This is a genomic window from Comamonas sp. 26 (assembly GCF_002754475.1).
Classification (GTDB): Bacteria; Pseudomonadota; Gammaproteobacteria; order Burkholderiales; family Burkholderiaceae_C; genus Comamonas.
Genome location: NZ_PEFL01000003.1, coordinates 208,047 through 222,258 on the forward strand (window position 1 = coordinate 208,047; position 14,212 = coordinate 222,258).

Sequence of the window (14,212 nt, forward strand, 5' to 3'; positions counted from 1 at the left end):
GGCGTGCCAATTTTTCGCTAGTTGCGAGTAGTCAAAAAGTGACATGTTTTGCTACATGCAACAAAAAACCGCGAACATTTCTGGCGCCTCTGACTGAAAAGATGACAATTTTGTCAGCTCAAATGTCAGAGATATTCACTCCACGATAAAGCGCATGGAGCTTCCGGCCAGTTCTACGGTGTCTCCATTGAGCAGCGGCACAGACAAAGGGCCGACGATCTGACCATTGAGCTTGAGTGACTCACTTTCACCTTCCAACTGGGTCAGCACAAAGCCATGAGGCTTTTGCGTGATGGAGGCGATGGCTACGCCGGGCTTGCCCAGGGTAGTGACAACTTTGAAGAGCGGAACTTCTTTGCCTTTTAGGCTGCCGCTGAGCATCCGAATCATGGCGTGGCGCTCTGGCAGTGCGGAGAGGGATCCCTGAATGGTGGATGCGAAGCTGGAAATTTCACCAAAGCCCGAGGGCGAGGCCAGTTTGGCGTAGTCGCTATCCACTTCTTCAGAAATATGGGCCAGCACCTTCTTGATAGCCGCGGCAGCGGGGGTATCTGGGTCGGCAATCACAGTGTCCAGAAAGCGAATTTTGTAGCGGCCAATGTCCAGCAGGTCGCCGTTGAGCAATGGTTGCCTCTGGATGGCTCGGCCATTGACATAAGTGCCATTGGTGCTGCGCAGGTCTTCGATGCTAACTTTACCGTCAGCGAGAATGATCACGGCATGCTCGCCGCTGACGGCCAGATTTTCGATCACGATGTCGTTATATGGACGACGACCCAAGGTCGTGCGCTCCTTAGTGAGCTGCACTTCCTTGATAACAGCACCATCGATTGAGATGACCAAAGTTGGCATGCTCGAAGCTCCTGAGGAAACGCCAAGTTCTACTTGGCTGCACTGGCTGGGATCGTCCACACTGTAAGTGCGATCGCGCACAAAGTCACCAATCGTAACGCTGGTGAAACGCTATCGCATATCACATCTTATTTCATGAATTAGATGGGATCAGGGGTTTTGATTGATTTTCTCAACGGGGCTCCTGTAAGCAGAAAACATGCCGGTTTTCCTGCCATGCGTTGACGGCTTAGGCCGCTAGATGCAGCAAGGCCCGCGTTCTTACGAATGGCGGGCCTTTTTTGTCAGTGATTCAGCCTGCGCTGAAGCTTTTTAAAAGGGCAGAGGTCACCTTTTGTGTAAACATCTCTCTGAAAGCTAGTCAGAAGGCCGACTACGTAAAATTTTACTCTAACCCATGTAAACAAGTAAGCGTTTTTTGGCAAGTTGTTTACATTGCGTGATTAGGTGCCCCATGAAGGATGTTCCAACACTAGCTAGGTGACGAAATCGCACCAAGCAGAGCAGAACAGCCAACCACTGAACAGCATCAAGCTAGCCCAGCACTTCTATCGCCCATCCTTGCTGTTGAAGTGCGGTCACGCAGTCCGCAGATACGCGTGCTTGGTTCACCGCTAGGCACAAGAAGCTAGTGGGCCTGGACATCCCGACATATAAGCCTCTAAATTGCGACAGGACACTTTCCTTCATCTTAGGGTCACGAACATTTAGGCCGGCGAGGACAGGTAGGGCCTCTTGCAAATCAAACCTGCGGCTTCGATACCCAAGCGACTCAAGCACTAGAGTGGCAAGGTGGGTTTCACCCTTCATTGAAGCAACTGTGCCAATTTCCACCTCCACACTACGACCATCCTTGGTGACACGGCAACGCTGCTGGTCGACTTCCTGCTCAGGCTCTTTTTCAGGAGGGGCAAAGACAGGAAGAGCCTGGAACTTGGCAAATGTCATCCCGGCTGGAAACAAGGGATGCAAGTATTGATAGAAGATAGCTACTGCTCTGGCCCGTCCGTCGTCACTGCCATCGAGGTCCGTCGCAAGAGCCAGAGTGTGAAATAGCTGAACGACAGCGGTTGAGTCTTGTCCCGCGTCCGCGAGACGTCGAACCAATTGAGAGCCGTCGCGCACGCCTTCAATGTGTGGAGACTTCACTGCACGCAGTACGAGTAACGTGGCTCGCTTTACATCTATTGCCCTCGAGTACATCGAACCTTCCCTGAGCTTCGCCTCGGAAGGTTGACGTAAAAGAGCCCAAAGGCGCTCTGAGCGTCCTCCAGCTTTGGATTGTTCAAGATAGGCTGGCCAGTAATCGAGCAGCGTGCGACCAGGCTCCTGCGTTGCGGCGTTACCTTGCTTGCGAGCACAAAGAGCCTTTACCGAGCTTTTGTCTAGGGTGGCATCGTCGAACCTGTCGAGTACACAGTGGGCGAAGTGCCCGACCACATCTGCGACGCGTGCTGCCGCGTACATCAATAGCATGGGCGGGTGGACATCCCCCGCTGCGCCAGTGACCGCTGCACCGCCAACCCTTACGGTCGATACTGCGGAGGCAATAGTGGGACCAAACCTCTTGCTGCTGCTTATTGGCAGTGCGACTGTGCCGGGGAAACTCAGTTTCGATGGGTCTGCTCCGCTACCCAGTATGCGTTGGTTGACGTCACCGAATCGCTGTACTAGCACCGATGCATTGAAAAGCTTGTCGAGCAAGGCCTCCTGCTCGATGGACGTATCCTGCATTTCATCGATGTAGACCATTGGAAATCTACGCGAAATATGCTCTTTGATGTCGGGGTACTGAGCAAGCTGGGCCTCTGCGATGGCGAACATATCCGCGTATCGGAAGATGCCGGCCGCTGTGAGTTCAGCTTTGACGTTCGCGAGGACGGGATAGGTCTTTGCACTCTCTTTCGGAAGGGTTCCTTCCTCAGAATGCAGCTCTAGGGCCGGTCCTCGGAAAACCAAGCCTCCAATCATCGGCTTTACGCCTTCACTTTTCTTTGCCCATCCCCACACTGAGGGGTTTTTTATCGCAAGAGCAATGGCTTTTTGGGCGAACACATCGTCATCGATGACATCGACGGTAATGCCGCTGCTACGCAATGCAGGTAAAGCCAGGAAGCGGTCAACGAAGCTATGAATGGTGCCGATGAAGTGTGGGTAGGCTAGAAGCCGGGCCCCTTCAGGAGTCGCCGCTAGTCTCTTTTGGATTTCATCACGAGCGACCGTCGTGTGACTGAGTACGCAGATGCCGCGCTGGTCATACGGCCACTTGCGTGCGTGCAACAAGAGCTTGGCGGCAAGGACAGTAGTCTTTCCACTACCAGGTGCTGCATTGATATCCCAAGTACCAGTTGCCAACAATACTGCTTGGCGCTCAGCGTCGGTGAAGTCGAGTCCGGGCGCTAGAGACTTCAGTTCAGCGAGGTCGTCTGGGGTAATGGCAGGGATGCTCATGCTGCACCAGGCTTTCCTGTAAGCCAGTTAAGTGCATGTTGCAAATACGGTGGAAGCTTTGCGAATAGCTGGTCACCGGACCCATAGTTTCCAGTCGCGACAAGGTGGGCTGCGTATTGCGCAGTGACAGCTTTAGATGCCTTACCAGCTGCAAGTGGCTCATAGATGGCCGAAGCGAGGGCATCTGCATTGGGGGCTGTCGACGTGAGCGCTGCCCATTTCACCTCGGCTTCGGCCAAAGCGAGCAGCTCGTCTTTTTCATCCAGGCTTTCGCCTTTGGCCTCTGCCTTTATCGCGAGCTGGATAGCAATAAACATCAGCTCTGCGCAGCCATAACGGGCCAAGTCGTACTCAAAGGTCCAGTGGTCAGATACGCAGACAATGGTGTTTCCGCCTGCTGCCCGCTTGACCTTCCCATCCACCACAGCCAGCAACTCAGCGGGTGAATAGTCAGATTCGAACCGCTTCTTCCCGTTTTCAGGCTTCTTGATGTACTTAACCGCTGTATCGGGAACGACATCTCGGTCGGTCAGGCATGCCACCGGGATAGGGATGACCTCATCCTCTTTTGCACGTTGGAGAATCCGCGCGTAGTGGTACAGCCCGACACCACCGACGTTCACCACAGCGAGGCCGTGCTTTGAGAAGGACATGCCGCAGGCCTTAGCCAAAGCAGGCAGCAACAGTGCTTCGGCCGGGCCTTCCACAATTGCGACACCTCTGGCGAAGAAGAGGTTAGCCTTGGTCGCATCCAGGAAGCGGCGCAGAAATTCGTAATCACTCATCTTCAGCTTCGTCTTGTCATGCGCCAGGCTAAACACTTGGGCTTTGTGGACAAGCGTCATCGAAGCGATGTTGGCTCCAGCTGCAAGGGATGGGCTGTGGGTGGTCATGATGACCTGGACCGGACGCTTCCCTTCTTGAGGGTGGTTGGACGTTTGCTCCAACAGCTCTTGTACTCGCTCCTGCAGCTGAGGATGCAGGTGTGCTTCGGGCTCTTCGATAAGGAGCAGTGCCAGCTCATCCCCATCTCTGAGCAATACAAGCTCGGTGGCCATGAAAAGTGCATTGTTGTAGCCGAGCCCTCGTGCACATCGCAAATCTGGATGAATGCCTGCCGACGGCAACAGGCCCAGTTCAAACTTCTCAAGGACAGGTTGAAGGGCCAAATCAGGCGCAATCTGGATACGCGATTCAAGCGTATCGCCCGCAAAGGCAAACTTCCCCAGGTAGTTCTGGTTGATATCGTCCTCAACACCCTTGATGACGGGATGTTTGCCAAGGTGATGCTGGGTAAACGCCATCAATCCAACCAAATTTTGGGGAGTCTTGTCGGCATCCGTCGCATCAAAATCGTTCTCTTCCTGGCCTTGGATGCTCCTATGTGCTCCAAGAATTTGTGAGAGCCGCGATTGACGTCCTGGCTTCAGTTCAGCCTCGGCATCCCGTAGGGGGCGCAAGTATGTAGCGCGTACCAGTTCACGGATGGCGCTACCGATTTCTGGTCCGTTGCCGTCTCTACCTGCGCGAGTGATTGCATCAACGCGGCCTCGCTTGTTGTCGCGTGGAGGTATCCAGCGGGCTTGGAGGTGAAGGATGAGGCTTCGCGTCCCGTCTTCTTCGTAGGTCAGCCACTCAAGTACCGCTGCTTCTTGGTCGGCATTCAAGCCAACCAGAGTAGCCTCGATGAACATCGACTGGGCGCGAGTTGAGCCCTGCGTGTGGAAGTCTTGCTCCTGCAGCCGAATGAACTCATAGCTCGTAGTCCATAGAACGTGGCGGATGGCGTCGATGATTGAGGTCTTACCCGCGTCGTTCTCGCCAATCAGAATATTTAGACCGGGAGCCAGGTTCCAATCTAGCTGCGAAGAGGTCTTACCGTCACCGAAAGCACGAAAATTCTGGGCACGGATTCGCTGAAGATGCATTAGGTCTCCCTCAGTAGGCGCTTGAGTATTTTTATGATGTGGCCTGTTACTGGCCATCCAACTGGGTGCAAGCTAAATGCTGGGTACACCCGCCTGAGTAAACCAATGTACAGCAGCTGCTCGGGAGCACTGCATGGTTCAAGATGGCTCAACTCTCAGGCCGGGTTGTACCAGAGAAAAACCGCAAAACGCATCCTGCTGAGGGTGGACTCCTTGCATCAGTTTTTTGCGCCTTCGGACATCTCATTTTCAAAAATCAGATAAAAAACACTTCCAAGTTATTGTTTTTAAAGGAACAGATATCACGCCACAAAAATTTTGCGGGACAGTGGTAGTAATGGTTATAAATTAAGCTGCGTGACATCAGGAAGGGCGCAATGGATATCGAGCAATACTTGGAGGACTCTGGACCTCAGCTTGCGTCAACCATCAGTGCTTGGCTTGAAGGCCACGGCGTCCTGCCTGACGCTGCGCGAAAACGAATTTCCCGAGTTAAAACTCCTGTTCGTTCTTTCCCTGTGCCCTTGTTCCCTAAGGGCACACGGTTCTTATATCTACAACAAGAGCGCGAGTCTCAGCGGTTCTGGAGTTCACTGCACCGAGACCTCCGAGCTACTGGCTCAGTCTACGGAATGGCGTTGGATGGCTTGATAGCTAGAAAGGGCGCCGTTCTTTCCGAAGACTTTGGCGTTATAAGCGGCGCAACCGCAGTCCCCATAAAAAAGCAGGTGACATCAGACACAGTCCTCCAAAGGCTCATGGAGTCAGGTCTGGTAGGTCAAGGTGATACGGGCAAAGGACAGCACATTCACGTTCGGCCATACGACTTGCTCGTACCAGACCTCCCCGGCCTGCATGCCCGTGATGCCGTTGAGCGAGTCATTCTCGACGGATTGCGAGAATGGGCTCGCAACATCGGACTGGCCTCTTACAACCAAATTGCTATTCGCGGTGAGACGTCACGCGTTCCGGTCCAGCAATTTCAGTTTGACCTTTCTGGGCCGAGCTATCTTTTGCCCCTCAGGCGCGGGAACCAGGCTGAGCCAGGATTTCTTGTGGCTGATGTTTTTTCAGATGGCATCTTGAATGAGCACCACATCCGTTATTTTTTACGGAAAGCGAGAGCTCTTCACGCAACCTTAAAAAATGGCACTGTGCTTCCAATTTTGGTCGCTGATGGCTTCACCAGCAAAGCCCTGACATCAGGTCACGCAGCCGGTGTGATGATGGCAACACCAACCGCATTGTTTGGAAGAAAGGTGAGTGGTGCGTTGCAAAGCCTCTTAGCGACTCTTACAAGAGTCGCGAGTTATGCCTCAGCAGAGAATTCCAATCGAATCGTTGACCTTGTAAGGTCATTGGCAGACATCGAGGGGCGCTCCCACAACCTTCGAGGTCCTCTTTTTGAGTTGATTGTGGCTTACCTGGCGCGCAGGGATGCTGTGTCCGTCGACGTTGGGGAGAGAGCCACCGACCCTAAAACCAAAGAGCAAGCGGATATCGACGTACTCAAAGTAAAGAAAAAGGGCGAAGAGCTCGTCGCTATCGAGTGCAAAGCCCGAGAGCCCGGGGGCATGGTGGATGTTGAAGAGGTTCAGCACTGGCTGAAAAAGCTGAAAGTTGTGCAGAGCCATTTAAGAAATCGCGACCGCGAGGCTCATATCAGCTTTGAGATTTGGACCACTGGCGTTTTTACACAAGATGCTCAAGCACTGCTCGAGAAAGAGAAAAAGCAGCGAACCAAAAGTCCAATCAGTTGGAAAAGCGGAGCAGAAGTGGCACTATACGCATCCAGCCTGAAGGAAAAAGCAGTCTCCGACGTGCTGAAACAGCACTTCCTTCAGCATCCGCTAACGAAAATGGCGTAGAGGCTTGACGGCTGACCTGTACGACGGATTCGAGCACCCAGTTGCTGTTACCTAGGTTAGCTCGAAGGCTCTACTGTTGTGCACCTGATGGAGATGCACTCCCACCCCATCGGAATCACAACTGAGCTCTCAGAGGCTCTTGCGATATGCGTGAGTACCTCGGTGAGTCTGCTTGATATCGCTGACAAACCAAGCGCCCGACCAAGCCGAGCTAAGCAGCTGAAGATGCAAGCGAGCCTCCGCCTAGCTTACTTACACTTCACAAACGGCAATTGAGCGTAATTGCGAATTGCGACATAGGTGCCATGACGACGTGCAGAAAATCTAAGCAGAGCTGCTCAAATTGATGCGTCGCTACATGCCACCTTGGCTAAACAAAATCGCAAATGCTCTACATCCGCACGCGATATCCCCTGCAGAAGGGCTTGTTCGATGCGCCGCTCTAGCTCCATCCCTTTTCGATAGGCAACCCGTCCCTGAGCCGTTGCAGCAAGAGCATGCGTGCGCTTATCTGCGCCCTCTTTACGCACCGCATATCCAGCAGCCTGCAGTTTGTCCACTAGAGCCATTGTTGACGCCCTGTTAATGCCCAAGCTTCGACCAAGCGTGGCTTGGTCAGCATCATCGTTGTAAACGAGATAAGCCAAGCCCAACATCCTGCTAGGCGTGAGCTGAAGGGGTCGAAGTGCGTCGGCATAGGTGTTGTGAAAACGAATCCATGCACGGGACAGATGGAATGCAAGGGTGTCTCCGGTGTCCCCCAGTTCACTGCCTTCTAGACACCCATTTGCTTCTCGTTGATTGGTCATATCCATTGAGATTACCACCAAGAATCATTGCTAGTGGATACCTCGTTGTCGTCCTTTTTTGACCCCAAAGCTCTCGATGCGGCTCACAAATTGCCCACAAATACGATAGGAAATCTCTAGGGGAATCCATAAAGCAAAAGCTCCTTCAACGTGTTGCTCTAATCGTATGTCAGACATACGATTCGAAAATTCCGATAGTGATTTCGAACTCGGTCAACACAGATTTGAAGGTTTCAATACGCATGTCTCAAGTGCTTCGTCCGGCTCTCAGTCTTGCTGAACCACTCGCAGCCATCGAACGGCGACGCGACGGTTCGCTGTTGCTAAGGTCCCCACACCAATTGGGAAATACAGCTCGCTGTGCTTCCGAATGGCTACATAAGTGGTCACAACTCGACCCCAGCCGGACTTTTGTTGCTGAACGCTCGGGCGATGGATGGAGGCGAGTTAGCTACGCTGAAGCCTTGGATTCCGCACAACGTATTGGACAAGCGCTTGTCCGCCGAAACTTGGGTGTTGACGCACCTGTGATGGTTCTCTCGGAAAACAGCGTGGACCATGCGTTGATAGCACTAGGAGCAAGCTACGTCGGCGTGCCGCTGGTTGTCGTCTCGACGGCATATTCGCTCTTGAGTCAGGACCATGAAAAGCTTCGGAATATTGCCAAGCAGGTGAGTCCAGGGCTCGTTTACGTCTCGGACCCTACGCGGTACCAAAGAGCATTACAGGCAATTGCTATGCCTGCCACTTCAATCGAAGAATTGCTTGCTGAGCCTTCAGATGGCACTGCCGAGCGAGCCAATGCAGAGGTTCAACCTACTGACATAGCAAAAATTCTGTTTACCTCAGGCTCAACGGGCGCACCAAAGGGCGTAATTAATACGCACCGAATGATTACGGCCAATCAGCAGCAGGTACTTCAGATTTGGAAATTTCTAGCAGAGACCCCACCCGTTGTTGTTGACTGGCTTCCATGGAGCCACACTTTTGGAGGCAACTTCAACTTCAACATGGTTCTGGCAAACGGCGGGACTCTGTACATCGATGGTGGCAAACCGCTGCCTGGCCTCTTCGACGTAACGTTGCGCAACCTTCGCGACGTCTCTCCGACGATGTACTTCAATGTGCCACGCGGATTGGAAATGCTCTTACCGCATCTCGAATCGGACGCAGAGCTTCGTCAAACGTTCTTCAAGAAGTGTCAGATAGTTTTCTATGCAGCGGCGTCACTTCCAAAGCATGTGTGGGCTGGCTATGAGCAGCTTGCGGCACAAGAGCGAAACGGAGACATGGCTCTGGTATCGGCTTGGGGTTCCACAGAGACAGCTCCAATGGCTACAGCCGTCCACTATCCCGGAAGCACCTCTGGAGTAATCGGCCTTCCTGTGCCTGGCTGCGAGGTCAAGCTTGTGCCAACGGCTGGGAAATTGGAAGCAAGGCTACGTGGACCAAACATTACGCCGGGCTACTGGAAGCAAGAAGAACTCACAAAACAGGCGTTCGACGAGGAAGGCTTCTACTGCATTGGAGACGGTCTCAAGTTTGTCAAGGACAGTGCTCCTGAACTGGGCCTGATGTTTGACGGCCGAGTCACGGAGGACTTCAAGTTGGTCACTGGCACTTGGGTGCATGTCGGCGCTCTGCGAGTTCGACTTTTAGAAGCAGCAAAGGGTCTGATTCAGGATGCCGCAATTACAGGTCATGACAGGAGCTGGGTTGGTGCACTCGTATTTCTGAACCCATCCATCGCTGCCAGCCTATCAACTATCGAAATTCAGACGAGGCTCCGCGAGGCCCTGCACGTTTTGTCATCTGGCGCGCAAGGAAGCTCACTCATCGTCGCGCGGCTGCTGCCACTTACAGAACCAGCGTCCCTTGATGCAGGCGAAATTAACGACAAGGCGTACCTCAACCAAGGTGCAGTCCTGCGTCACCGTGCTGCAGACGTTGAGCGCCTCTACGCAGACGCTCCTGAGCCTGAAGTCATTCAGGCCTGAAATCTCTTCTCCAGCTTCCCCTCTCCTTCCTCACTCAGTCTTCAATATGCCCTCTCCTGCTGCCCCTCAAACCATCAATTTGGTTAGCGAAGTTCCCTTTGACCCAAACGTCATCACCTACACACGATTTCTCACGAACTATGAAGCTGCGGAGTACTCCGGATGGGTTGATGAGAGCATGTCCTGGAAAACCCACTGCTACATCGGCGACTGGTCTCCACTCTTGAAAATACAGGTGAGTGGACCAGAAGCACTCCAGTTTTTCTCCGACATCTCGGTGAACAGCTTCACGAAGTTCGACATAGGTCAGGCCAAGCACGTCATCTTCTGCAACGTTGAAGGCAACGTCATGGGTGAGGGAGTACTCATGCGACAAGCAGAAGAGTCGTTCCTCTTCACAAGCGGGACAGGCGTTCCATGGGCCATCTATCAGTTCAACTCTGGCGGTCGAAGCTATGACGCAGTACTGACCAACCTCACAGACAAACAGTTCATCTTCCAAATTCAAGGTCCCAATGCGCTCTTTGTCGTGGAAAAGGCCATGAAGCAAAGCGTGCGGGACATCGGCTTTATGCGCTTTCGCAAGGGCAGCATCGAGAATCTGGAGTTCGACATCCTGAGGCAGGGCATGGCCGGCGAGCTGGGATATGAGCTACACGGCTCCGCAGAGCATGCAGTTCAAATCTACAACTTGCTACTTAACGCTGGCGAAGAGTTTGGAATCAGGCGCCTCGGCGGTCGCACGAAGTTGGTGAATCACGTAGAGGCGTGCTTCCCGACACCAACGATTGACTATGCTCCTGCATTTGAGGGTGCTCCCGATTTCCATGACTGGTTTGCCAGTCGTCGTGGCGTTGGCCCACTGAAATTCTTCCAGAACCATCGTGGTAGCGCGCTGGTGCAAAGCCCCCGGGACTTGCATCGCAATCCATACGAATTGGGCTGGGGACGCAACGTCAAATTCGACCATGAGTTCATTGGTCGCCAAGCACTCGAGAAGATGTCTTCAGAGGGGACCAGAGTCATTGTGACGCTCGTATGGAACAGTGAAGACGTCATGGATGTACACGCATCCCTTTTCAGGAAAGATGAGCGTCCATATCAACCCATGGAGTTGCCACGCGACTATCTCGGTACATTCCAGAGCGACCGCGTTGAGGTCCTTGGCAAAGTGGTTGGCGCTACGAGCTCGCGCTGCTACAGCTATCACTTCCGCGAAATGCTGTCTCTTTGCACTATCGACGCGGAGTTCGCTCAAGAGGGAACCGAAGTTGTGGTTATCTGGGGAGCGAAGGGCCAACGCGAAAAGGCTATTCGAGCCAAGGTAGCCCCCGCCCCCTTCAAGAAAGATAACCGTCGCGCAGATGTGGCGGACTTGCCTTCCTACATCTGATAGAGGAGATGCTCATGCAAACGCGAAAGTTCGTCATGCGCCTCTCCTGCAAAAACAGGCCAGGCATCGTTGCCGCCGTGTCTAGCAAGCTGTTTGAGGCCGGCTTCAACATCCTAGACTCACAACAGTTCGACGATACGGAGACAGATATGTTCTTCGTGCGTATCGCCGTCGAATGCGAGCAGCAGTTCACCCGGAATGACATGACGGCGCTCATGGTGCCGCTCGTTCAGCGCTTCGAGATGGACCTGGACGTAAGAGATACGGCGGTCCGCCAACGCGTCGCCATCCTGGCATCCAAGGCTGACCATTGCTTGGCAGACCTGTTGTACCGCTGGAGGTCTGGCGACCTGGATATTGACATTGTGGCCGTGATTTCCAATCACCCAGTGGAGGTCTACCCCAACCTCAACTTAAGTGGTATCACCTTCCACCATATGCCAATGACTCCTGGCGGCAAAGCTGAGCAGGAAGCGAAGATTCTGGATGTGCTGAAAGACGTCAATGCAGAGCTCGTGGTGCTCGCAAGGTACATGCAGATTCTCTCAGATGACATGGCCAGCAAATTGGCTGGTCGTTGCATCAACATCCATCACTCCTTTCTTCCTGGCTTCAAGGGCGCCCGTCCATACCACCAAGCGCACGAACGCGGCGTCAAGTTGATTGGCGCTACTGCTCACTACGTGACAGCTGACCTCGACGAGGGACCCATCATTGAGCAGGACGTCGAACGTATCAGCCATCGCCATGCGCCAGATGAGTTAGTTCGAAAAGGTCGAGATATTGAGCGTCGCGTGCTTGCGCGAGCAGTTCGGTATCACGTTGAAGGCCGGGTGCTTCGTAACGGCACGAAGACCGTGGTGTTCCCCGAGTGACTCAAGGTCCCTGAGCCTGGAAGTGGGGAAACACCCATAGACCTGGTCAGGGCCTAACTAGCAAGCACATAAACAGGAGACAAGAATGCAGAGAAGAGATTTGATAGCAGGTGCACTGGCCTGGACATCTGCAGCAATGCTGCCGACCTACGCTCAGGGAAAGCCAATCCGTATCCTCGTCGGCTTCCCCCCCGGTGGTTCATCTGATGTACTTGCCAGAGTTTTGGCGGAAGGCCTTAGAGACAAGCTCGATGGTCCGGTACTTGTGGAAAACCGCGCGGGTGCAGCTGGACGTGTAGCTGTTGAGATACTGAAGTCATCGCCCGCCGACGGCACGACCCTGCTGGTCACGCCCAACGTGGCTGTCACACTGTACCCGCACACATACAAACGACTTGGGTATGACGCAGAACGCGATGTGAAGCCTGTGGCACGACTCGCGACATTCCCGCAGCTCATTGGCGTTGGCCCCAAGGTTCCAACCTCCGTTAAGACAGTGAAGGACCTAATCACCTGGTTCAAGGCCAATCCGAATTTGGCCTTCTATGGGTCATCTGCTCAAGGCTCTACACCACACTTCGTCGGACAGATGCTGGGCAAAGCTGCCGGCGTCCATCTAAGCCACGTCTCATACAAAGGCGATGCACCAGCCGTTCAGGACTTGATTGGTGGACAAATTGCGATGAGCGTTAACCCTCCGGCGGCACAGATGCCTCATGTCAGCTCGGGCAGATTGCGCGTCTTGGCTGTCTCTGGTCCAGAGCGGATGAAGCATCTACCGGACGTGCCCACCCTCGCAGAGTCGGGCTACCCCATACAAACAACTGATTGGTTTGGTGTTCTGGCACCAAGCGCAATGCCTGCCGCTACCACCCAGAAGGTGGAATCCGCAATCAAAGCAGCCATGGCCACCGCTGCTGTTCGAGAGGGCATTGAGAAGCTCTTTCTGACGCAAGACTATTTGCCAGCAGCTCAGTTGGCTAAGGACATCCGTAGCGAATCAGCCCATTGGGCTCCAATCGTGAAGGAGTCAGGTTTCCTTCTTGATGACTAGGCATTCGCCAACGGGTCCACCTTAAAGAAGGTGGGCTCCGGCAATCTATACAGCGTGAAGAGCATATTGAATGGCAGCAAAGAAAATAGATGGGAAGACCGTAGCGGCGGAACTTAGAGCAAAGGTCGCGGCAGCGGCCCAGCAATGGACGCAGCGCCACGGCAAGGCCCCAGGGCTGGCGGTTGTACTGGTTGGAAATGACCCCGCCAGCGAGGTATACGTACGCAACAAAGTGCGGCAAAGCGAGGAGTGCGGAATCTCATCCTACGAGTACAAGCGCGATGCGAGCTGTTCCGAGCAGGAACTCTTGGCGCTCATTGCCTCACTGAATGCGAACGATGCAGTGCATGGAATCCTCGTGCAGCTTCCACTCCCCAAGCACATCAACACCGCAGTGATACTTGAGAGCATCCTGCCCGAAAAAGATGTGGATGGGTTCCACCCTGTGAACGTTGGTCGCTTGAGCAGTGGAATGGAGGGCCTGGTACCTTGCACACCTTATGGTGCGATGGCTTTAATCCAGAGCGTGCATCCCAAGCTTGATGGGCTTAATGCAGTTGTTGTCGGCCGCTCCAACATCGTTGGCAAACCGATGGCTCAGCTACTGCTGGCACGAAACTGTACAGTGACCATTGCTCACTCCAGGACGCGTGACTTGCCTGAAGTTGTCAGGCAGGCGGACATTCTGGTTGCAGCGGTCGGGCAGTCCGAGTTCATACGCGGTGATTGGATTAAGCCTGGAGCTTGCGTCATTGATGTCGGTATCAATCGCGTTAGTGCAGCTGATGGAAGTACACGACTGCTTGGAGACGTTGCCTTTGACGAAGCATCCAACGTGGCAGGAGCCATCACCCCAGTCCCAGGCGGGGTAGGCCCGATGACTATTGCATGTTTGCTGCGAAATACCCTCGTAGCTGCTACCCAGTCGCGGGGAGAGACACTGCCTGCAATCTAAAACGTCGCAGAAACTCTTCGAGTTAGTAGC

Annotated in this window: 10 protein-coding genes; 6 read left to right on the plus strand and 4 right to left on the minus strand. The window is 53.7% G+C overall.

What is annotated here, in order from left to right:
* Positions 1–135: 135 nt before the first annotated feature.
* The 3 genes from CLU84_RS19135 to CLU84_RS19145 form a co-directional block, all read right to left on the minus strand.
* A complete protein-coding gene (locus CLU84_RS19135) occupies positions 136–852 on the minus strand; it encodes an FHA domain-containing protein (protein WP_099739437.1) in 717 nt (238 codons plus the stop codon).
* Between the two features lie 534 nt (positions 853–1,386).
* The gene (locus CLU84_RS19140; RefSeq protein ID WP_099739439.1) at positions 1,387–3,303 is read right to left on the minus strand and encodes a UvrD-helicase domain-containing protein; all 1,917 of its coding nucleotides are present in this window, start codon (positions 3,301–3,303) and stop codon (positions 1,387–1,389) included.
* Entirely contained in the window at positions 3,300–5,231 is a 1,932-nt protein-coding gene (locus CLU84_RS19145; protein ID WP_099739441.1) for an ATP-dependent endonuclease, read from the minus strand. Before CLU84_RS19145 ends, CLU84_RS19140 begins: the two co-directional genes overlap by 4 nt.
* Before the next feature lie 377 nt (positions 5,232–5,608).
* Here CLU84_RS19145 and CLU84_RS19150 point away from each other — a divergent pair, with 377 nt between their 5' ends.
* Positions 5,609–7,099 carry a restriction endonuclease gene (locus CLU84_RS19150; protein ID WP_099739443.1) on the plus strand — a complete coding sequence of 497 codons (1,491 nt, stop codon included), beginning with the start codon at positions 5,609–5,611 and terminating at the stop codon, positions 7,097–7,099.
* 338 nt (positions 7,100–7,437) lie between these two features.
* Here CLU84_RS19150 and CLU84_RS19155 read toward each other — a convergent pair whose 3' ends face one another.
* Complete coding sequence (locus tag CLU84_RS19155; protein WP_099739444.1) at positions 7,438–7,914, minus strand: MarR family winged helix-turn-helix transcriptional regulator; 477 nt, start codon at positions 7,912–7,914, stop codon at positions 7,438–7,440.
* Between the two features lie 236 nt (positions 7,915–8,150).
* On the opposite strand from CLU84_RS19155, the gene CLU84_RS19160 reads away from it, so the two are divergent.
* The 5 genes from CLU84_RS19160 (at position 8,151) to folD (ending at position 14,182) form a co-directional block, all read left to right on the plus strand.
* The gene (locus CLU84_RS19160) at positions 8,151–9,905 is read left to right on the plus strand and encodes a feruloyl-CoA synthase (protein WP_099739446.1); all 1,755 of its coding nucleotides are present in this window, start codon (positions 8,151–8,153) and stop codon (positions 9,903–9,905) included.
* Positions 9,906–9,951: 46 nt separating this feature from the next.
* Complete coding sequence (locus CLU84_RS19165; protein WP_099739448.1) at positions 9,952–11,298, plus strand: aminomethyltransferase family protein; 1,347 nt, start codon at positions 9,952–9,954, stop codon at positions 11,296–11,298.
* A gap of 14 nt (positions 11,299–11,312) precedes the next feature.
* The gene (gene purU / locus CLU84_RS19170; RefSeq protein WP_099739450.1) at positions 11,313–12,173 is read left to right on the plus strand and encodes a formyltetrahydrofolate deformylase; all 861 of its coding nucleotides are present in this window, start codon (positions 11,313–11,315) and stop codon (positions 12,171–12,173) included.
* A gap of 85 nt (positions 12,174–12,258) precedes the next feature.
* A complete protein-coding gene (locus tag CLU84_RS19175; RefSeq protein WP_099739451.1) occupies positions 12,259–13,227 on the plus strand; it encodes a tripartite tricarboxylate transporter substrate-binding protein in 969 nt (322 codons plus the stop codon).
* 70 nt (positions 13,228–13,297) lie between these two features.
* The gene (folD, locus tag CLU84_RS19180; protein ID WP_099739452.1) at positions 13,298–14,182 is read left to right on the plus strand and encodes a bifunctional methylenetetrahydrofolate dehydrogenase/methenyltetrahydrofolate cyclohydrolase FolD; all 885 of its coding nucleotides are present in this window, start codon (positions 13,298–13,300) and stop codon (positions 14,180–14,182) included.
* Positions 14,183–14,212: the final 30 nt, after the last annotated feature.